The 19,397-nt window shown below is 71.8% G+C and carries 22 protein-coding genes; 13 read left to right on the top strand and 9 right to left on the bottom strand.

The window, feature by feature from the left end; genetic code table 11:
* Window positions 1-12 precede the first annotated feature (12 nt).
* Together ABD371_RS30615 and ABD371_RS30620 are read left to right on the top strand one after the other, a co-directional pair.
* Entirely contained in the window at window positions 13-972 is a 960-nt protein-coding gene (locus ABD371_RS30615) for a helix-turn-helix transcriptional regulator (RefSeq protein WP_344484105.1), read from the top strand.
* A gap of 77 nt (window positions 973-1,049) precedes the next feature.
* Window positions 1,050-3,092, top strand: a complete 2,043-nt coding sequence (locus tag ABD371_RS30620) for an FUSC family protein (protein ID WP_344484108.1) — start codon at window positions 1,050-1,052, stop codon at window positions 3,090-3,092.
* A 22-nt stretch (window positions 3,093-3,114) separates the two neighbouring features.
* Here the strand turns inward: ABD371_RS30620 and ABD371_RS30625 are convergent, their stop codons facing one another.
* Genes ABD371_RS30625 through rpmB form a run of 3 tightly spaced genes read right to left on the bottom strand, consistent with a single transcriptional unit; the run spans window position 3,115 to window position 4,246 of the window.
* Window positions 3,115-3,663, bottom strand: a complete 549-nt coding sequence (locus tag ABD371_RS30625) for a hypothetical protein (RefSeq protein ID WP_344484111.1) — start codon at window positions 3,661-3,663, stop codon at window positions 3,115-3,117.
* Window positions 3,664-3,704: 41 nt separating this feature from the next.
* Window positions 3,705-4,010: a 30S ribosomal protein S14 gene (gene rpsN / locus ABD371_RS30630; RefSeq protein WP_344484114.1), complete on the bottom strand. Its 306-nt coding sequence runs from the start codon at window positions 4,008-4,010 to the stop codon at window positions 3,705-3,707.
* The gene (rpmB, locus tag ABD371_RS30635) at window positions 4,010-4,246 is read right to left on the bottom strand and encodes a 50S ribosomal protein L28 (protein ID WP_190120804.1); all 237 of its coding nucleotides are present in this window, start codon (window positions 4,244-4,246) and stop codon (window positions 4,010-4,012) included. The genes rpsN and rpmB overlap by 1 nt, the downstream gene beginning before the upstream one ends.
* Before the next feature lie 79 nt (window positions 4,247-4,325).
* Here rpmB and rpmG point away from each other — a divergent pair, with 79 nt between their 5' ends.
* The 4 genes from rpmG to ABD371_RS30655 all read left to right on the top strand — a co-directional run bounded on the left by rpmG (window position 4,326) and on the right by ABD371_RS30655 (window position 6,549).
* Window positions 4,326-4,490: a 50S ribosomal protein L33 gene (gene rpmG, locus ABD371_RS30640; RefSeq protein WP_344484119.1), complete on the top strand. Its 165-nt coding sequence runs from the start codon at window positions 4,326-4,328 to the stop codon at window positions 4,488-4,490.
* Window positions 4,491-4,492: 2 nt separating this feature from the next.
* Complete coding sequence (locus ABD371_RS30645) at window positions 4,493-4,771, top strand: type B 50S ribosomal protein L31 (RefSeq protein ID WP_344484122.1); 279 nt, start codon at window positions 4,493-4,495, stop codon at window positions 4,769-4,771.
* Window positions 4,768-5,913, top strand: coding sequence for a CobW family GTP-binding protein (locus ABD371_RS30650; protein ID WP_344484125.1), 1,146 nt, complete (start codon window positions 4,768-4,770; stop codon window positions 5,911-5,913). The genes ABD371_RS30645 and ABD371_RS30650 overlap by 4 nt, the downstream gene beginning before the upstream one ends.
* A gap of 393 nt (window positions 5,914-6,306) precedes the next feature.
* The gene (locus tag ABD371_RS30655; protein WP_190121359.1) at window positions 6,307-6,549 is read left to right on the top strand and encodes a DUF397 domain-containing protein; all 243 of its coding nucleotides are present in this window, start codon (window positions 6,307-6,309) and stop codon (window positions 6,547-6,549) included.
* Between the two features lie 90 nt (window positions 6,550-6,639).
* Here ABD371_RS30655 and ABD371_RS30660 read toward each other — a convergent pair whose 3' ends face one another.
* Window positions 6,640-7,164: an ATP-binding protein gene (locus ABD371_RS30660; RefSeq protein WP_344484128.1), complete on the bottom strand. Its 525-nt coding sequence runs from the start codon at window positions 7,162-7,164 to the stop codon at window positions 6,640-6,642.
* A 350-nt stretch (window positions 7,165-7,514) separates the two neighbouring features.
* Between ABD371_RS30660 and ABD371_RS30665 the strand changes: the two genes are divergently transcribed.
* The 3 genes from ABD371_RS30665 to ABD371_RS30675 all read left to right on the top strand — a co-directional run bounded on the left by ABD371_RS30665 (window position 7,515) and on the right by ABD371_RS30675 (window position 10,623).
* Entirely contained in the window at window positions 7,515-8,396 is an 882-nt protein-coding gene (locus tag ABD371_RS30665; protein ID WP_190120799.1) for a Scr1 family TA system antitoxin-like transcriptional regulator, read from the top strand.
* Between the two features lie 93 nt (window positions 8,397-8,489).
* A complete protein-coding gene (locus tag ABD371_RS30670; protein WP_344484132.1) occupies window positions 8,490-9,947 on the top strand; it encodes an aldehyde dehydrogenase family protein in 1,458 nt (485 codons plus the stop codon).
* Between the two features lie 133 nt (window positions 9,948-10,080).
* On the top strand, window positions 10,081-10,623 hold the full coding sequence (locus ABD371_RS30675) for a DinB family protein (RefSeq protein WP_344484135.1): 543 nt from the start codon (window positions 10,081-10,083) through the stop codon (window positions 10,621-10,623).
* An 85-nt stretch (window positions 10,624-10,708) separates the two neighbouring features.
* On the opposite strand, the gene ABD371_RS30680 is transcribed toward ABD371_RS30675, so the two are convergent.
* The gene (locus ABD371_RS30680) at window positions 10,709-11,416 is read right to left on the bottom strand and encodes a bleomycin resistance protein (protein ID WP_344484138.1); all 708 of its coding nucleotides are present in this window, start codon (window positions 11,414-11,416) and stop codon (window positions 10,709-10,711) included.
* A 70-nt stretch (window positions 11,417-11,486) separates the two neighbouring features.
* Here ABD371_RS30680 and ABD371_RS30685 point away from each other — a divergent pair, with 70 nt between their 5' ends.
* Window positions 11,487-12,128 (top strand): PadR family transcriptional regulator, encoded by a 642-nt coding sequence (locus ABD371_RS30685; protein WP_344484140.1) that lies wholly within the window; start codon window positions 11,487-11,489, stop codon window positions 12,126-12,128.
* Between the two features lie 31 nt (window positions 12,129-12,159).
* Here the strand turns inward: ABD371_RS30685 and gad are convergent, their stop codons facing one another.
* Window positions 12,160-13,584, bottom strand: a complete 1,425-nt coding sequence (gad, locus tag ABD371_RS30690) for a glutamate decarboxylase (protein ID WP_344484143.1) — start codon at window positions 13,582-13,584, stop codon at window positions 12,160-12,162.
* A 126-nt stretch (window positions 13,585-13,710) separates the two neighbouring features.
* A complete protein-coding gene (locus ABD371_RS30695; RefSeq protein WP_344484146.1) occupies window positions 13,711-14,376 on the bottom strand; it encodes a TetR/AcrR family transcriptional regulator in 666 nt (221 codons plus the stop codon).
* A gap of 86 nt (window positions 14,377-14,462) precedes the next feature.
* Here ABD371_RS30695 and ABD371_RS30700 point away from each other — a divergent pair, with 86 nt between their 5' ends.
* From ABD371_RS30700 to ABD371_RS30710, 3 genes are all read left to right on the top strand, one after another.
* Window positions 14,463-15,458 (top strand): LLM class oxidoreductase, encoded by a 996-nt coding sequence (locus ABD371_RS30700; protein ID WP_344484149.1) that lies wholly within the window; start codon window positions 14,463-14,465, stop codon window positions 15,456-15,458.
* Complete coding sequence (locus tag ABD371_RS30705; RefSeq protein ID WP_344484152.1) at window positions 15,452-16,003, top strand: flavin reductase family protein; 552 nt, start codon at window positions 15,452-15,454, stop codon at window positions 16,001-16,003. The genes ABD371_RS30700 and ABD371_RS30705 overlap by 7 nt, the downstream gene beginning before the upstream one ends.
* Window positions 16,004-16,226: 223 nt before the next feature.
* Entirely contained in the window at window positions 16,227-16,889 is a 663-nt protein-coding gene (locus ABD371_RS30710; protein ID WP_344484155.1) for a DedA family protein, read from the top strand.
* Here ABD371_RS30710 and ABD371_RS30715 read toward each other — a convergent pair.
* Both ABD371_RS30715 and ABD371_RS30720 read right to left on the bottom strand, forming a co-directional pair.
* The gene (locus ABD371_RS30715; protein WP_344484318.1) at window positions 16,886-18,553 is read right to left on the bottom strand and encodes a threonine/serine exporter family protein; all 1,668 of its coding nucleotides are present in this window, start codon (window positions 18,551-18,553) and stop codon (window positions 16,886-16,888) included. The genes ABD371_RS30710 and ABD371_RS30715 overlap by 4 nt on opposite strands.
* Window positions 18,554-18,847: 294 nt before the next feature.
* Window positions 18,848-19,342, bottom strand: a complete 495-nt coding sequence (locus ABD371_RS30720; protein WP_108151010.1) for an inorganic diphosphatase — start codon at window positions 19,340-19,342, stop codon at window positions 18,848-18,850.
* Between the last annotated feature and the right edge of the window lie 55 nt (window positions 19,343-19,397).

Genomic DNA, 19,397 nt, shown 5'->3' on the forward strand with positions numbered 1-19,397 from the left:
TAGGGTCGGGTCATGCCTGCCGAGGATCCGTACGGGGACGACGCCGGCCCCGGACGGGTCGAGACCGCCGCGGGGGCTGCCTACCGCGAGCTGGGCTGCGCCGGCCGGCCGCCGGACGCCCTGCCCGAAGAGGTGCGCGAGTGGCTCGCCGCGCGACGGCTGCTCGACGGGGAGCCGGGGCACGCCAACTCGCCCGAGCGCGCGCTCCATGAACTCCTCGCCGACCAGCGCCGCCGGCTCGGCGATCTGCGTCAGGGCCTCGACGCGCTCCACGACGTACTGCGGCTGATGCCGGAGCTGCGGCCCGCCGGACGCGAGACCGTACGGGCCGAGTTCTTCGCCGACCGGGACCGGCTCAGAAAGCGGATGGGTGATCTGGACGCCCTGTGCCGGGACGAGATCCTCGGCATGCGCGGCACCTTCCCCGGCCCGGAGGCGCTGGCGGAGAGCCTGGACGAGGATCTGGCCATGCTCGCCCGGGGGGTGGGGATCCAGCTGCTCGTGGCGACCGGGGCCGCGCGCCGCCCCGGGGCCGCCCGCTATCTCTCCCGGATGCGTGAGCACGGCGCGCGCATCCGGCTCGCCCCCACGGTCCCCCTCCATCTCAATGTGGTCGACCGCGCCGTCACCGTCCTCGCCCTCGACCCCGTCGGCGGCGGCTCCGAGCCCGCCGAGGACGCCGTCCTCCACAGCCCCCGGCTCGCCTCCTGCTTCGCCCGCGTCTTCGACCACCACTGGTGCACGGGCCTCCCCTACGGCACGGACCCCGCCGAGGAGTGGAGTCCCCGCGACCGCGAGATCCTCGCCCTTCTCGCCGCCGGGGCCAAGGACGAGGCGATCGCCCGCCGCCTCGGCTGCTCCGAACGCACCCTCCGCCGCCTCCTCGCCACCCTGGTGGCCCGCCTGGGGGCCGAGAGCCGCTTCGCGGCGGGGGTACGCGCGGCCAGGCTCGGCCTGCTCGACGGCCCCTGACCGGGCGGTGCCCCCCGACCGGGCGGACAGAGCCCGGTTGCAGGAGAAATAGGGATATTCCGGGCTAGGCTCGGCGCATGACCTGGCTCCGGGCGCTGAAGGAGACCGCCCGCGCCGGGCTCACCATCGAACGGCGGCGGCTCGAACCGCTGGTGGCACTGCGCGGGGCCGCCGGGCTCGCGCTGGTCGTCGGGGTGACGCTGGCGATGTTCGGGCCGGTGGTGGCGGTGAGTTCGGCGTTCGGGGCGTACCAGGCGGCGATCGCGATCTACCAGCGGAGCTGGCGGCCCCGGCCGGTCCTGGCGCTGGCGTCCGGCACCAGCCTCGCGGTCTCCACCTTCCTCGGCTATCTCACCGCGTCCCATCTCCCGCTGCTCCTCGTACTCCTGACGGTGTGGACCTTCGCCGCCGGGATGGCATGGGCGATCGGGACCACGGTCGGCGTGATCGCCGCGTCGAACGTGGCCATCATGCTGGTGACGATCACCCTGCCGACCTCGATCGCGGAGGCCGCCGGGCACGCCGCGGTGATCGCGATCGGCGGCGGAGTGCAGGCACTGCTCATCGTGCTCTTCCCGGTGCGCCGCTGGGGCGCCCAGCGGGACGCGCTCGCGGACGCGCTGGCGGCGGAGGCCGACTACGCGCGGCGGCTGCGCGAGAACCCGACGGCCTCCTTCGACCCGGAGCCGCTGATGCTGGCCCGCAGCGCCGCCGTCGTCAGCCCCCGGCAGGCCCGGCGCAGACCGGCGGAGCTGCACGGCGCCCGGGGGATCGCCGAGCGGATCAGGCCCGTGCTGGCCTCGCTCGCCGACCCGGCGGTGGGCGTCCCGGTCGAGGGCCCCGAGCGGGAGCGGGTCCGGGAGCTGCTGGCCGCCGCCGGGACCGTGCTCGACGCCGCCGCGCACGCGATCCGGGAGGGGAAGTCCGTACGGACACCCCGGGACGCCATGGACACGCTCAAGAAGGCCGACACCCTCGCCCTGCTCAGCGGCCCGCCCCGGCGGGCGGTGATCCGGCTGGCCGCGCTGATGGACGACGTGGTGGAGACCGCGCGGGGCGAGGGCACGGGCGAGGAAACGCACCGCGACCGGCCGCCCCCGCACCGGCTCTTCCTCCGGGCGGTGAAGTCGGTGCGCGCCGAACTCCGCTGGGCCTCGCCGGTGCTGCGGCACGCCGTCCGGGTCTCCGCCGTGGTCTGCGCGGGCTATCTCCTGGGCACCGCCCTGCCGCTGGGCCACGGCTACTGGGCCCCGATGACCTCGGTCATGGTGATGCGCCCGGACTTCTCCCAGACCTACGCCCGCTCCGTCGCCCGCTTCGGCGGCACCCTCATCGGCGTCGGGGTCGCCACCGCCGTCGTCCAGGGCGCGCACCCCGGCGTCCGGCTCTCCGGCGCGCTCGCGGTGCTCTGCGCCTTCTGCGTCTATCTGGTGCTGCGCACCGGCTATGTCGCGGCCAACGTCGGCATCTCCGCCTATGTGGTCTTCCTGCTCAACATGGGCGGCGAGGACGCCGGCCAGACCGTGCGCGAACGCGTGGTGCTCACCCTCCTCGGCGGGCTGATCGCGATGATCTCGTACGCCCTCTACCCCGCCTGGGAGACGCCCCGGCTGCGCAATCGCCTCGCCGACTGGCTGAAGGCCGACGGCCGGTACGCGGCGGCCGTGGTCGCCCACTACGCCCAGCCGGCCGATGTCGACAACCAGGAGGTCAGACAGGCGCTGCTCGACGCGCGGGACGCCCGGATCGCCTGGCAGGACGCGCTGGCGCGGGCCATCCACGAGCCGGTGCGCAGCCGGGGGCTGACCCGCGCCGCCGCCGAGGCGGCCGAGCACGCGCTCGCGCAGATGGGCCGCAGCGCGATGCTGATGGAGGCGCATCTGCCGGAGCACGGCGCGGTGCCCGTCCCCGCCGCCGCCGCCCTCGCCGAGGCGCTGCGCCAGGACACCGAACGCGCCGCGAAGGCCGTACGCGAGCGCCGTTCCCTGAAGTGGGACGGGGTGCGGGCGGCCCTCGCGGAGTGGGAGGACGACGACACGGTGCTCAGCGGGGGGACCGCCCTGCTGGCGGAGGCGCTGGAGGAGCTGACCGACGCCCTGGACGACGGCGTACGGCGCTGATCCGGCGCGCGTGCCCGGTGGTTCAGGAGGCGGGGACGGCCTCCAGGCTGGGCAGCGTGGTGGGCAGGCCCAGGTCCGCCTTGGTGAGGGTGTCCTTCTTGCCCTTGTCCCAGGAGACCACGAGCGTCTTGTCGTCGGCGGACACGACCGTGCCCATGGTCCGCTGGCCGCCGCCGCCCACGCACTTCAGGTCGAGCATCTGATCGCCGTGGTCGGCGACCTTCCCCGTGCAGGAGTCGCCCTCGGCGAGCAGGACGACGGCGGTGCCCTTGACGCCTATGGTGACGGTCTTCCCGTCGGTGCGACCCATCCACTCGCCCTCGATGTCGGCGGGGCTCACCTTCGCGGGCTTCTCGGTGGAGGACTCCTCCTTCTCCTCCTGGTTCTCCTTCTCGCCGTCGGCCGGCGGCTTCTCGGTGTGCGCGCCGTGGTCGCCGCTCTCGGTGCTCTCGCCGCTCTTGCTCTTGTCGCCGCCGCCGTTGTCGCTCTTGCTCTCGCCGCCGCATCCGGTCAGCGCGAGAGCCAGCGCGGCGACAAGTCCGGCAGCGGTCAGGGAAGTACGTACACGCACGGGTCGGCCCCTTGGTCGTCGGTCGGGAAGATCGCGCCAAGCTACCAGGACGACTTGGTGACCCCCGGAAGGAATCCCGCGTGCGCCAGCTCGCGCGTCCGGACCCGGGAGAGCCCGAACTTCCGCAGGTGGCCACGGGGTCGGCCGTCCACGGCGTCCCGGTTGCGGACCCGGGTGGCGCTGGCGTCGCGCGGCTGGCGGCGCAGCTCGGCCCGGGCGGCGAGCCGTTCGGGACCGGGGGTGGCGGGGTGGCGGAGGAGTTCCTTCAGCTCGGCGCGGCGCGCCGCGTACCGCTCGACGACGGCCCGTCGGCGGTCGTTCCGTACGACCTTGCTCTTCTTCGCCATCAGACCTTCCCGCCGCGCGCGCGGATCCGGGCCACGGCCGCCTCGATGCCGATCGTGTCGATGGTCTTGACCGCGCGGGCGCTGAGGGTGAGCCGGACATGGCGGCCCTCGCTCGGCAGCCAGTAGCGCTTGCGCTGGATGTTGGGGTCGAAGCGGCGGGAGGTGCGCCGATGGGAGTGGGAGATGTTGTTGCCGAAGCCGGGCTTCGCACCGGTCAACTGGCAGTGGGCGGACATGGGTGCCCCTCTCGTCGCTCGCCGGCCGCCGGGGCCGGGACCCATTTGGTAATGGGAATCATTTCCATATACTAGCCCCATGGCACGCTCCGAACTCCGCCCGATCATCAAGCTCCGCTCCACTGCGGGCACCGGCCACACCTACGTCACCCGCAAGAACCGCCGTAACAACCCCGACCGCATGACCCTGCGCAAGTACGACCCGGTCATCGGCCGCCACACCGACTTCCGAGAGGAACGCTGACCATGAAGCCCGGAATCCATCCCCCGTACCGGCCCGTCGTCTTCCGCGACAAGGCGGCCGGCTTCGCCTTCCTCACCCGGTCCACGGCCGTCGGCGAGAAGACCGACGGCGGCAGGACGGTCGAGTGGGAGGACGGCGTCACCTACCCCGTCGTCGACGTCGAGATCTCCTCGGCGAGCCACCCCTTCTACACGGGCACGGCCCGGGTGCTCGACACGGCCGGCCGGGTGGAACGCTTCGAGCGCCGCTACGGCCGGGGCCGGGGCGGGGAGCGCGGATGAGCCCGGCGCTGCCCGTCGCCGTCGTCGCCGGGCTGCACTCCGAGGCCCGGGGGCGGGCGGTGGAACGACTGCTCGCCGGGGTGCCCGGCAGCGTCGCACTCCACCACGACCTCACCGGCGCGGCCGAACGGGGCACGGTGGTGCGGACCGTGCGGGACGCGCACGGCGTACGGGAGCGGGGCGAGACCCCGCTCGTCGACGACTGCGCCTGCTGCGCGCTCCGGGCCGATCTCCTGCCCGCGCTGCGGCGGCTCGCGGAGACCGGGGAGGCCCGGCTCGCGGTCCTCGAACTGTGGGACTCCGTGGAGCCCAAGGCGATGGCCGAGGTGATCGCCGAGCACGGCGGGGACTCCCTGACCGTCTCCGCCGTGATCACCGCCGTGGATCCCGCGCTGCTGCTGCCCTGTCTGGGCAACGGCGACGACCTGCGGGAGACCGGACTCGCCGCCGCCGCGAGCGACCGGCGCACGGTCGCCGACACCTTCGCGCGCCAGCTGGAGTACGCCCCGGTCCTCGCCGTCGCCGACAGCGAGGAGGCGGACGACGAGGACCGCGCCCTCCTCGGCCAGCTGCACCCCACCGCCCGCCGTCTCCCGCTGGAATCGGCGGAGCTGGCACGGGCCGCGTTCGCCGGGTTCGACGTGGCGGCTGCGGCCGCCGCCCAGCACCCGGCCTGCGCGCTGCTGCCGCAGGAGGCGGAGGAGCGAGGGGTGGGCACCTATGTCTGGCGCCGCCGCCGGCCCTTCCACCCCGGGCGGCTGTACGCGGCGCTGGAGGGGCTGACCTGCGCGGCGGCCCGCAGCCGTGGCCGGTTCTGGCTCGCGGACCGGCCGGACACCCTGCTCGCCTGGGACGCGGCGGGCGGCGCGCTCTGCGTCGAGAGCGCCGGTCCCTGGCTCGCCTCGCTCCCGGACGCGGCCTGGGAGCTGGTCCCGCCGGTCCGCCGGGCCGCCGCCGCCCTGGACTGGCACCCCGAACACGGCGACTGCTGCCAGCACTTGGTCTTCACCTCGCCCGCGCTGGACCGCGACGGCCTGGAGCGGCTGCTCGAATCCTGCCTGCTGACCGACGCGGAGTACGCGGCGGGCCGGGCCGAGTGGAAGCGGATGCCGCCCGTGTTCGACGCTTTCCTGGCCTCATAGCGCCAGGGGCGGACCGGGACAGGGTCGTGACGCGGTCATCGGGTACGTCAACAGGTGCATGCCAGGGTCCGCCGACTGAGCGACAAGTGCACTCGGCATGGCGGGAATTGAGCAATCACGTGAACAGCGCAGCCAACCGGGCGCGAAACGCGTCCTCCAGGGAAACGGGGCGGATGGACCCCGGCTGACCTGGGGTTCTCATGGGCCCTTCAGCCGTCGGCCGGGTGCTTCCCGAGGTGCTGGAATCGCCTCCGTGACGGGCCGGAACTGTAACCGCGGGAATACCGCGCGTGCACGTGCATATGCCCGTGCTAACGCTTATGCATTGGCACGTGAAACAGAGCTATGATCCGGGACAGTTGACACATGCACCTTGTAGCCCGGGAGCGTCTCGTGCACCACACGTACAACGGAATGCCGGCCCCCGAGCTCCACGGGGTCGTCTGGCAGAAGAGCAGGCACAGCAACTCCCAGGGTTCGTGCGTGGAGTTCGCCAAGCTGCCGGGCGGGAGTGTCGCGATGCGCAACTCCCGGCACCCCGAGGGGCCCGCGCTCGTCTACACGCCCGCCGAGATAGAGGCGATGCTCCTGGGCGTCAAGGACGGGGAGTTCGACCATCTGGTGGCGGGAGGCTGACGGCCCTCGGCGACAAGAAGAGACAAGAAGAAGGGGGAGCGGGCCCGCCCCCCGAAGCCGGGCCCGCTCCCCCGGCTCGAACGGCCCGGCCTACCGGCCGGGCTGACTCAGCCGGAACAGCGCCCACACGACCTTGCCGTGCAGCGCCCCGGCGAGCGGGTGCCATCCCCAGCTGTCGCTGAAGGAATCCACCAGGAACAGCCCCCTGCCGGACTCCGCCGTGCCCTTGGGGTCCGGGAACGCCGCCGGGGCGTCGCCGCCGCCGAAGGTTCCGGGGCTCTCCGGGCTGGGGTCGCGCACCGCGCACACCAGCCGGCCGGGCCAGCGCATCAGATGCAGCCGGACCGGAGGGTCCTGGCTCTCGTGCTGGGCGTCGGCGGGCAGCGCGTGCCGCAGCGCGTTGGTGACGAGTTCGGAGACGACGAGCGAGACGTCGTCGAACCGCTCGCCCAGACTCCATCCCCCCAGCGTCGCCTTGGTGAACTGGCGCGCTCCGCGCACCGCCTCGAAACGGGCGGGCAGCGAACACGAGGCGGAACTGGCGACCCTCGCGGCATCGATGGGGGGAAGCCCCTGCCGTAACGGCTCTAGCATGGTCGATCCATTCGTCCCCATGCGAGGCACTCCCGGGAATCGCGGCTGTGACGCTACAACACGAACGAGCACGCAGGTGCGGCGAGGACCATGGTTCCGAATGCGTTCGGCAGATGCAAGGGCAGATGCACGTGCAGCTGACCGTCATGTCCCTGTCCGTGGCGGTTCTTTGGCATATCTTTCTGCGATCTCTTTCATGGTCTTCCCAAGGGCTTCCCATTTCTGTAACTGAATGAGTACGCGCTGAAGTGTTTTGGTGGCAGAATCGCGCACTTGGGGTCCGGGGGGTGCCTCACTCTGTAGGAGAGGCCAGGGAAGTCCGCGCCGTGAACGGGCGGGCAGGCGTGACGAGGTTGGGGAGGGTTGGAGTCGTGACCGCAGGCGAGTCGTGGGCCGAAGGGCCAGGTGGGGGTTCCGTGGTGCGGCGCATCCTGTTGGGCTCGCAGCTGAGGAGACTGCGCGAATCGCGCGGCATCACCCGTGAGGCGGCCGGCTACTCGATCCGCGCATCAGAGTCCAAGATCAGCCGTATGGAGTTGGGTCGGGTGAGCTTCAAGGCGAGGGATGTTGAGGACCTGTTGACGCTCTACGGCGTCGCCGACGAGACGGAGCGCGGCGCTCTGCTGGGCCTCGCGAAAGAGGCCAATGTCGCCGGTTGGTGGCACAGTTACGGCGATGTGCTGCCCGGCTGGTTCCAGACATATGTGGGACTGGAGGCGGCGGCCTCGCACATCAGGCTCTACGAGGTTCAGTTCGTCCACGGTCTGCTCCAGACCGAGGCCTACGCCCATGCCGTCGTCACCCGGGGCATGGGGGAGCAGTCCCAGGCCGAGGTGGACCGCAGGGTCGCGCTGCGGCTCGAACGGCAGAAGGTGCTGGTCTCCGAGCGCGGGCCCAGGCTCCACGCGATCCTGGACGAGGCCGCGCTGCGCAGACCCTACGGCGACCGCGCCGTGATGCAGGGGCAGTTGAGGCATCTCATCGAAGTCTCCGAACAGCCGAACGTCACCCTTCAAGTGATGCCCTTCAGCTTCGGCGGTCATGCGGGCGAGAGCGGTGCGTTCGCGATGCTCCGCTTCCCCGAGTCGGACCTGTCCGACATCGTCTACATGGAACAGCTCACCGGAGCGCTCTATCTCGACAAGCGTGAGGAAGTCGCTCAGTACGAGAGGGTCATGACCCGTCTCGGCGAGGACAGTCCGGACCCGGCGGAGAGCCGAGATCTTCTGCGTGGTCTACTCCAACTCACCTGAAACAAAAGTATAGTGACGTCGCGTCAAGGCGGGTCTTTGTGAGGTTCAGAGGTTCTGGCGTTCCTACGTTCTGACGGGTAAGGGATCGGTTCTATGTCCTTGTTCACCGAGCTGGCCTACCAGTACATCGATGGCGAGTGGAGGCCCGGGAGCGGCTCCTGGGACATCATCGATTTCAATCCGTACGACGGAGAGAAACTGGCCTCCATCACCATCGCCACGGCGGCCGAGGTCGACCAGGCGTACCGGGCCGCCGAGCGGGCCCAGCCCGCCTGGGGCGAGACCAATCCCTATGCCCGCCGGGCCGTCTTCGAGAACGCGCTGCGCATCATCGGCGAGCGCGAGGCGGAGATCACCGAGGCGATCATCGCCGAGCTGGGCGGCACTCACATCAAGGCCGCATTCGAGCTGCATCTCGCCAAGGAATTCCTGCGCGAGGCGATTCAGCTGTCGCTGCGGCCCGAGGGCAGGATCCTGCCCTCGCCGGTGGACGGCAAGGAGAACCGGGTCTACCGGCTGCCGGTCGGTGTCGTCGGAGTGATCAGTCCGTTCAACTTCCCCTTCCTGCTCTCCCTGAAGTCGGTCGCGCCCTCGCTGGCGCTGGGGAACGGAGTGGTTCTCAAGCCGCACCAGAACACTCCCATCTGCGGTGGGGCGCTCGTCGGGAAAATCTTCGAGGACGCGGGTCTGCCGCCCGGTCTGCTGAATGTCGTCATCACCGATATAGCGGAGATCGGCGACGCGCTGATCGAACATCCGGTGCCCAAGGCAATCTCTTTCACGGGCTCCGACAAGGTCGGCCGGCATGTCGCCACCGTCTGCGCCGCCAATTTCAAGCGCGCGATCCTGGAGCTGGGCGGAAACAGCGCGCTCATCGTGCTGGAGGACGCGGACATCGACTACGCGGTCGACGCGGCGGTCTTCAGTCGATATGTGCACCAGGGGCAGGTCTGCATGGCCGCCAACCGGGTGCTGGTGGACCGGAAGGTGGAGAAGGAGTTCACCGAGAAGTTCGTCGCGAAGGTGCGGACGCTGAAAGTCGGCGACCCGGCCGACCCGGCGACCCATATCGGTCCGCTCATCAACTCCCGGCAGGCCGACGCGGTCACCGCTCTTGTCGAGCAGACCGTGGCGGCGGGTGCGACCGCGCTGCTGCACGGCGGCTCGGTCGGGAATCTGGTGGAGCCGTCGGTCCTCACCGGCATCGCCACCGACTCCCCGGTGCTGGGCCAGGAGATCTTCGGCCCGGTGGCGCTGATCGTGCCCTTCGACGGGGACGACGAGGCGGTCAGGATCGCCAATGACACCCCGTACGGGCTGAGCGGCGCGGTGCACACCGCCGACATCGAGCGGGGTGTGGGGCTGGCCAGGCGGATCGACACCGGCATGATCCACATCAATGACAGCACCGTCCACGACGAGCCGATCGTGCCCTTCGGCGGCGAGAAGCACTCCGGCAGCGGCCGGCTGAACGGCGAGTCGATGATCGAGGCGTTCACCACCCAGAAGTGGATCTCGGTGCAGTACGGGCGCTCGCGGTTCCCCTTCTGACCCTTCCGGCCCGTTCCAGCCCTTCCGGCCCCTTGCGGACAGCCCCTGTCCGCGAGGGGCCGTAGCGTTTGCGGTGCCGACGGGAGGGCGTCAGCCTCTCCTTGAACCATTGACGCGCTGAAAGGCGGACACCATGGTCACGCATGTTGCCTGGGATGCCCACGATGACGAGCGGGGCATGCTGCTCGCCTTCGTCGAGGCGCAGCGGGGCGCGCTGCGCCGCTCGGTCGCCGGGCTGAGCGAGGAGCAGGCCGCGAGCCGCCCCAGCGCGAGCGAGCTGTCCCTCTCCGGGCTGTTGAAGCATGTCGCCGAGGTCGAGCTGAACTGGCTGCGGCTGGCGCAGCAGCGGCCCAATGAGCGCGCCCGCACCCAGGAGACCTGGGGGGACGCCTTCCGGCTGACGGAGGAGGAGACGGTGCCCGGGGTGCTGGCGTTCTGGGACGCGGTGGCCGGGGAGACCGAGGAGTTCGTCCGCGCGGTGCCGAGCATGGCGGACGCCTTCCCGCTGCCGAAGGCCCCCTGGTTCCCCGAGAACGGCGAGGTCTCGATGCGCTGGCTGCTGGCGCATCTGATCGAGGAGCTGGCCCGGCACGCGGGGCACGCGGACATCATCCGGGAGTCGCTGGACGGCCGGACGGCCTTCGAGCTGATCGCCCTGGAGCGGGACGGCGGCTGACGGCGGAGGCGCGCGGGAGCGCGCGGGGCCCTGGACCCGGGGACGGACCGCGCCTCCGGGCCCCGCGCCCCCCGGGCCCGCCGGCTCAGGCCCTCAGCTCCGCGAGCCTGGCCAGGGTGTCCCGTACCGAATCGCGCTCCTCCTCGGTCAGCTCGCCCCCGGCGGCGCGCTCCAGCAGCCGCGCCGCCGTCTCCGTGTCGCCGAGCCGCTGCGCGATGTCGCCGCGCAGCACGAGCAGCCGCAGCAGCTGTACGGGGGTCGGGCGCTCGTCCGTCAGCCGCAGCACCCGGTCGATGATCTTCGCGGCCCCCGGCAGGTCCTCCTTGGAGTCCGCGTAGAGGTCCGCCATGTGCAGGGCGCGGGCGAAGGTGCCCTTGGGCGCGGGCCGGTGGCTCTGGTCCTCGCTGATCGCCTGCCCGACCCGGACGGAGGTGCCCGTCGGGTCCGTCATCAGGAACTGCCGCATCCCGTAGGACATGTCCTTGAGCGGCCCGATGCGCGGCAGCCCCCGGGCGGGGACCTTTCCGTACGCGGCCTTCAGCCCGGCCCGGAAGGTCTCGTGCAGCTCGTCCACCCGCTCGGTGGTGATGTAGCAGCCGGAGTAGGACCCGGCCGGGTCGTACTCCTTCATGCCGAGGAACTGGAGTTCCACCTCGCCGCGCTCGACCACCGCGTAGGCGTAGGGGCTCTTCTGCTGGAAGGTCGTTTTGAAGCCCAGGGCCGTGTAGAAGTCGAGCACCGGCTGGAGCAGCTCCGTCCGGCAGGGAAGGAGTGGAATGGTCTTCTCGGTCATGGGCATAGGCTAGTCAAGATTGAATAGACTGGGCAAAGTTGATTAGTTGAGTAGAGGGGGAATCCGGCCAATGTCAGCGATCCGTCTGCTGGTCCTCGGGGCCGTCCGCCAGCACGGGCGGGCGCACGGCTACCAGGTCCGCAACGACCTGGAGTTCTGGGGCGCGCACGAGTGGTCGAACGCCAAACCGGGCTCGATCTACCACGCGCTGAAACAGATGGCGAAGCAAGGGCTGCTGCGCGCCCACGAGGTCGGGCCCTCCACGGCCGGCGGTCCGCCGCGCACCGAGTACGAGCTGACGGAACAGGGCGGCGAGGAGTATCTGCGGCTGCTGAGGGAGGCCCTGACCGCGTACGACCAGAAGATGGACGTCCTGTCGGCCGGGGTCGGCTTCATCGTCGACCTCGAACGGTCCGAGGCGGTCGGACTGCTGCGGGAGCGGGTGCGCGGCATGACGGAGTGGCGCTCCTCGGTGACCGACTACTACACCCCCGAGTCGGGCCCGGAATCGCTCGGCCACATCGGCGAGATCATGAATCTGTGGGTCTCCTCGGCCGACTTCGGCGCGCGGTGGACGCTCGGCCTGATCGAGCGGATCGAGGGCGGGGCCTATGTCTTCGCCGGCGAGGGGGAGCGCTCGGTCCAGGTGCTCGCCGAGGGCGAGCGCAACCCCTACGCCACCGGGGTGCCGCACACCGGGGACGAGGAGTGATCCGGCCGGGCGGCCGGTGGTGGCCGCCCGGTCAGTGGTGGAAGGCGGTGGCCGTCGCCGTGTCGGTGCCCAGGGGGCACTGCTGGCGGCGCAGCTCCGGCAGCAGCTGCCCCAGATCCTCCATCAGCAGATCGCCCAGATCCGCCGAGAAGCCGTTCCGGCAGACCACGCGCAGCACCGAGAGATCCGTGCGGTTCGCCGGGAAGGTGTACGCGGGGACCAGCCAGCCGCGCTCCCGCAGCCGGCGCGAGACGTCGAAGACGTCGAAGGCCGTCACGCCCTCGGCGGTGGTCAGGGCGAAGACCGGCAGCTCGTCGCCCCGGGTGAGCAGCCGGAACTCCTCCAGCGCGGCGAATTTGCCGGCCAGTGCCATGGCGATGTCCCGGGCGGTCTGCTGGACGGCCCGGTAACCCTCACGGCCCAGCCGCAGGAAGGTGTAGTACTGCGCCACCACCTGCGCCCCCGGGCGGGAGAAGTTCAGGGCGAAGGTGGGCATGTCGCCGCCCAGGTAGTTGACCCGGAAGACCAGCTCCTCCGGCAGCTCGGCCGAGGAACGCCACAGCGCCCACCCCACCCCCGGATACACCAGCCCGTACTTGTGCCCCGAGGTGTTGATCGAGGCGACCCGGGGCAGCCGGAAGTCCCACACGAGATCCTCGTCCACGAAGGGCGCGACCATCGCGCCCGAGGCCCCGTCCACATGGACCGGGACATCGAGCCCGGTGCGCTCCTGGAGATGGTCGAGAGCCGCGCAGACCTCGGCGACCGGCTCGTAGGACCCGTCGAAGGTCGAGCCCAGCACGGTGACGACGCCGATGGTGTTCTCGTCGCACAGCTCGGCCGCGGCCCGGGGGTCCAGATGGAAGCGGTCGCCCTCCATCGGCACCTGGCGGGCCTCGACCTCCCAGAAGTTGCAGAACTTGTCCCAGCACACCTGCACATTGACGCCCATGACCAGATTGGGCCGCGCGGTCGCCGGATAGCGGCCGGCGTTCCGCGCCGCCCAGCGGCGCTTGAGGGCCATCCCCGCCAGCATGCACGCCTCGCTCGAACCGGTGGTGGAACAGCCCACGGCGGCCGACGGATCGGGCGCGTTCCACAGATCGGCGAGCATCGCCACGCACCGCCGCTCCAGCTCGGCGGTGCGCGGGTACTCATCCTTGTCGATCATGTTCTTGTCGCGGCACTCGGACATGAGCACCCCGGCCTGCGGCTCCATCCAGGTGGTCACGAAGGTGGCGAGATTCAGCCGCGAGTTGCCGTCGAGCATCAGCTCGTCATGGACCAGCCGGTACGCGGTCATCGGCGGCAGCGGCCCGTCCGGCAGCCGGTGCGTGGGCGGCGCGGCCGTCATCCCGCTGACGGGATCCGCCTCCCCGTAGAACGGGTTGAGGGAGAGCCTGCGCCGCTCGCGGGCGTGTTCGGACGGCTGGTTCGCGCCCTGGTGGAGTGGCATGCGCACTCGCCGCCTTTCCGCGCCTTTCCGCGTACGGGGTGAAAGCACCCCGGATCCCAGGCTCGTACGGGCGCGCACCGGCCGCAACGCGAGCCCCGCCGCGCTCCCGCCCCGGCTCCCCGGTTCTCAGCCCCGGGGCGAGGCCCGGACGAGCTGGGCGAGATGCACGGCCGCGTCCCGCAGCGGGGTGTCGTCGCCGCCCACCCGGCTCAGCAGCTCGGCCCCCTCCAGCATGCTGATGACCGTGCCGGCCAGGGAGCGGGCCGCGGCCGGTTCGATGCCGCTCTCCCGGAGCTTGGCGGCGACCAGGCCCCGCCAGTGGGTCAGCGCCTCGGTCGCGGCCTCCTGGAGGCCGGGGACCCGGCCGACGGTCTCCAGCGCGGTGACCGCGACCGGGCAGCCGTCGGTCCAGTCCGACTCCCGGAGGGTGTCGGCCAGCAGCAGGGCGCAGGCGGCGGTGGCCTCGGCCGGGTCGGGGGAGCTGGCGAGGCCCTCGGCGATCAGCTCGCCGAACTCGGCCGCGCCGTGGCGCATCGCCTCGATCGCCAGCTCCTGCTTGCCCCCGGGGAAGAAGTGGTAGACGGAGCTGGGCGAGGCGTTCGCCGCCCCGGCGATGGCCTTGACCGAGGTGCTCTCGTACCCCTGCCGCTGGAGCAGCGCGGCCGTGGCCTCGATGATCCGGCAGCGGGTGTCCGCCGCGTCGGAGCGCCCGCCGGACCGGCGCGGAGCGGTTCTCCCGGCTTCCCCGGCCTCCGCGGTCGCCCCGGCTTCCCTGACTTCGCTGGCTCTCATGGCCCCATCCTACTGGTTGGAACGTTCGGTCCAATCCTGGTTATAGTCTGGACTGAACGTTCCAACCAGAGAAGTGAGCGGTAGCCATGACAACACCAGCGCCGGGCCCCTGGGCCGGTCACCCCGGATACGCCCGGATGTTCGCCCCCGGCGAGCTGACCGTGGGCCTGTTCCTGCCGCTGCGGCCGTACGCGGGCACGATGGACGGGATGCGGGGCCACACCGAGGTCGTCCAGGGGGCCGACCGCTCGGGATTCGCCGCGGTCTGGGTCCGTGACGTCCCCCTCGCCGACCCCACCTTCGGCGACGTCGGGCAGGTGTACGACCCCTGGTCGGCGCTGACCTGGCTCGCCGCGCACACCTCCCGGATCGCCCTCGCCACCGGCAGCGTCATCCTCCCCCTCCGTCACCCCATCGACCTGGCCAAGCAGGCGGCGTCGCTGGACCACCTCAGCGGCGGCCGGCTGGTGCTCGGGGTGGCCTCCGGCGACCGCCCGGCCGAGTTCCCCTCGTACGGCGTCGAGCACGCGACGCGCGGAGCCCGGTACCGCGAGACGGTCGAGGCCTTCCGGGAACTGCTCGGGACCGCGGGGCCCAAGGCGCGGCTCCAGGGCACCGATCTGCTGCCCAAGCCGGTGCACGGGGCGATACCCCTGCTGGTCACCGGCTCCTCCCAGCAGTCGCCGGAGTGGATCGCCCAGCACGCGGACGGGCGGCTGATCTACCCGATGGCGACCGCCGGCCCCGAGGGCCCCAAGGCGCTCGGCCGCAAGATCGCGGACTGGCGGCGGCTGGTCCCCGGGGACGGGTTCCGCCCGGTCGCCACCAATGAGTGGATCGACCTCGTCGAGGACCCCCGGCACCGGCCGACCCCGCTGCGCGGCGGATTCGTGCTGCGCACCGGCACCGAGGGGCTGCTCGAACTCCTGGCCCGCTGGAAGGAGGCCGGGGTCAACCACGGCGCGCTCGGCGTCCAGCACGGCCGCAGGCCGGCCGCCGAGGTCGTCGCCCAGCTGGGCGAAGAGGTCGTCCCGCACTTCCCGGCGCTCGCCGGGCCGGCGCCGAAGGCCCCCTCGTGGTAACCGGTTCCGGCGGCCTCGACACCGGCCGTCCGCCGGGGGCGGAGGAGTTCCGCGACGCCATGCGCCGCTGGACGACCGGGGTCGCGGTCGTCACCACCGAGGGGCCCCGGGGCCCGCACGGAATGACGGTCAACTCGCTGCTCTCGGTCTCCCTCGACCCGCCCACCCTGCTGATCTCCCTCAAGCGGGGCAGCCGCACCCTCGCCGCCGTGGAGCGGACCGGCGGCTTCACGGTCAATGTCCTCGCGGACGGCCAGCGCCCGCTCGCCGACCGCTTCACCGGGCGGCGCGAGCCCGGCGAGGAGGAGTTCGCCGGACTGCGCCCGCGCCCGTCGGCCGACGGCGCGGGACCGGAACTGGAGGGCAGTCTCGCCGTGCTGACCTGCCGTACGGCGGAGCACGTCCAGGTCGCCGACCACACGCTGGTCATCGCCGAGGTCACCCGCGTACGGCTGCCGGACGGCACCGGTCCCGGCGGGCCGCTGCTCTACGCGGACCGCCGCTACCGGAGCCTGCCCGGCGAAGAGACCCCGCCGGAGGGGTGACCCCGGCGGGCGGGGCGCCGGGGCCCGGCGTCAACTCCCGTACACCCGGACCGGAGGGGCGTCGGGGGCCCCGACGCCCTTCTCCGCCCGCTTCTTTCGGGGGCCCCGGCAGGGCGGCTCCGTCCCGGCGCGCCGCGGGCGGTGCATTCTGAGGTCCCGGGGCGATTCCCGCGCCGCCCCGACCGCCGGTCGAACCGACCCCTGACCCTGGAGCACGGACCTCGTGACCACCCTCGCGCTCGGACCGGACTGGCTCGACCCGGACCGGCTCATCGGCACCTTCGGCCTCATCGGGGTCCTGGTGATCGTCTTCGCCGAGTCCGGCCTGCTGATCGGGTTCTTCCTGCCGGGCGACTCGCTGCTCTTCACCACCGGCCTGCTGGTGACCACCGGAAAGCTGGACGAGCTGCCGCTGTGGGCGGTGTGCTCCCTCATCGTGGCGGCGGCCGTCGTCGGCGACCAGGTCGGCTATCTCTTCGGCCGCAAGGTCGGCCCGGCGCTCTTCAAACGGCCCGACTCCCGTCTCTTCAAGCAGGAGAACGTGGAGAAGGCCCACGACTTCTTCGAGAAGTACGGCCCCAAGTCGCTCGTCCTGGCGCGCTTCGTCCCCGTCGTACGGACCTTCACCCCGGTCGTGGCGGGCGTCAGCCGGATGAACTACCGCTCGTTCGTCATCTTCAACATCATCGGCGGAGTGCTCTGGGGGGCCGGGGTCACCCTCCTCGGCGCGGGCCTCGGCGGGATCGATCTGGTCCACCGGCACATCGAGAAGGTCCTCATCCTCATCGTGCTGCTCTCGGTGCTCCCGATCGCCGTCGAGCTGCTGCGGGCCCGCGCCGCCGGGGGCCGGAAGGAGGAGCCCGCCCGCACCCCGCCCGCTTCTTAGAAGCCGCGGGTCCGCTTCGCCGCGCGACGGGGCTCGGAGGAGCGGACCGCGCCGCCGGGCACCCGGAGGAAGAGACGGGACATCTCGCTGCCGAGGTTCACCCCGATGGCGATGGCCAGCGCCAGGGCGGCCGCCTTGGAGAGCGAGGCGAGCCCCGCGTTGAGATCGCCGCGGGCGATCGCCAGCAGCCCGAAGTAGGTCGCGCTGCCCGGCAGCAGCGGCCCGATGGCCGCGGTGACGTACGGCAGCGCCGAGGCGAAGCGGTACCGCGAGAGCATCTGCCCGAAGAGGCCCACCAGCCCGGCCGCCGCCGCCGTCGCCGCGACCGGCGGCACGTCCGAGGTGTTCGCGAGCACCCCGTACACCACCCAGCCGACCCCGCCGTTCAGCGTCACCAGCCACACGGTGTCCCGCTCCTGCTGGAGCAGGACCGCGAAGCAGAGGGAGAGCCCCATCGCCGCCAGCAGCTGGACCTCGGGGCGCTCCACCGCGTGGAGGGCGGTCTCCGGGGTGAGGACCGCGCCCAGCGCGATGCCCAGATAGAGCACCACCAGCACGCCGACGACGATGCCGACGATCAGATAGCCGACTTCGAGCAGCCGGGCCGCCGCGGTGATGTAGAAGCCGGTCAGCCCGTCCTGGACGCCCGCGACCAGGGCCCGCCCCGGGATCAGCGCGAACAGCCCACCGGTGATCACCGCGGAGGCGCGGACGTCGAGCGGGGAGAGGGTGAGCGCCACGCCCATCGCGGCGGGCGGCATCGCGGCGGCGACGAACTGGTAGAACTCGGGCAGTCCCCGCCCCGCGAAGAGCCAGGCCAGCCGGTCGCCGAGCATGGCGCTGACCGCCGCCGCGAGGAAGACCAGCAGATCGCCGCCGACCAGCACCGAGGCCGAACCGGCCAGCAGCCCGCCCGCGATCGTGAGCGCCCAGCCGGGGTAGGGGTGCCGGTTCCGGCGGATCTCCGCCAGCCGGCGGTAGGCCTCCTCCAGGGAGACCTCGGTGTCCTGGTCGCTGATGTCGTGGACCAGCCGGTAGACCGCCGCCAGCCGGTTGTAGTCGGTGCCCCGGCGGCGCACCGTCCGGTTCGCCGTCACCGGGTCGTCCACCAGCGAGGGCTGGTACGTGATGGAGAGCAGGGTGAAGGTGACGGTCGGCTCGCAGCGGTCGAGTCCGTAACTGCGCGAGATGGCGAACATCGCCGCCTCGACGTCCTCGGCCCCCTCGCCGCCCGCGAGCAGCAGCTCGCCGATGCGCAGGGTGAGGTCGAGTACGCGGGGCACGGCCGGGCCGCCCTCGTCCTGCTTCTGCACGATCTCCGGCACCGGGCGCTCGCCCACCGGCATCCGCAGCATGGCCCGCATCCGGTCCTGCCAGGGGGCGTCCGTGGTCAGCCGGACCGCCGGGATCCCGTGCGAGGGGGTGAAGACGGGCGGCGAGTGGCGGAAGCTGTAGGTGCTCGGCGTCGCGAAGGCGGAACCTTCCTGCTGCTCGGCGGGGGCCTCCGGGGCCGCCGTCCCCGGCGGAAGGCTGAATTCCGAGGTGGGCTGGTCCTCCTCCGGGGGCTCCGGCGGAGCGACTCCCGGCGGTGGGGCGAAGGCGCTGTGCGCCTCGTCGGAGTGCGGTTTGCGGTCTTCGGCGGCGGGCACGACCACCGGGCCCATGGCGGCTCTGGGGCTTTTGGGGACGTCGGGGCCCGGTGCGCCGTCCGAGTCCTTCGAGCGCTTCCGGTCCTTCGGGTCCCGGTCCTCCGGAACCTCCGGTTCCGCCACCACGTGCCGCCCTCGCTCCCTCTTGTTCCGCCGGTGTCCGCGCTCAGTATGTGCGTGGACATGCCGACGTACGACTCCGGGATCTTCTGCCCGGTCCGGCGCGGGGTAACGGACGGCCGGGGGGAAACGCACCGCGGGCGGGACACCCGAAGGTGTCCCGCCCGCGACGACGTCGCTGTCAGGGCGTCAGTGAGCGCCGCCCTGCGCCTCCAGACGCTTGTAGGAGGCCTCGATCTCGGCCTCGGCCTCGGTGCGGCCGACCCAGTTCGCGCCCTCGACGGACTTGCCGGGCTCCAGGTCCTTGTAGACCTCGAAGAAGTGCTGGATCTCCAGGCGGTCGAACTCCGAGACGTGGTGAATGTCCCGCAGGTGCTCGACGCGCGGGTCCGAGGCCGGCACGCAGAGCAGCTTGTCGTCGCCGCCCGCCTCGTCCGTCATCCGGAACATGCCGATGGCACGGCACTTGATGAGGCAGCCAGGGAAAGTCGGCTCGTCCAGGATGACCAGCGCGTCCAGCGGGTCGCCGTCCTCGCCGAGGGTGTTCTCGACGAAGCCGTAGTCGGCCGGGTAGCTGGTCGAGGTGAAGAGTCGACGGTCCAGACGGATGCGACCCGTCTCGTGGTCCACTTCGTACTTGTTACGCGAACCCTTCGGGATCTCGATGGTGACGTCGAACTCCACGTGTGGCTCCTCCATGATCAACACAAATATCCGGTCGTGCTGTGCCCTTCCGGTG

It is taken from the genome of Streptomyces amakusaensis (assembly GCF_039532665.1).
Lineage (GTDB): Bacteria > Actinomycetota > Actinomycetes > Streptomycetales > Streptomycetaceae > Streptomyces > Streptomyces amakusaensis.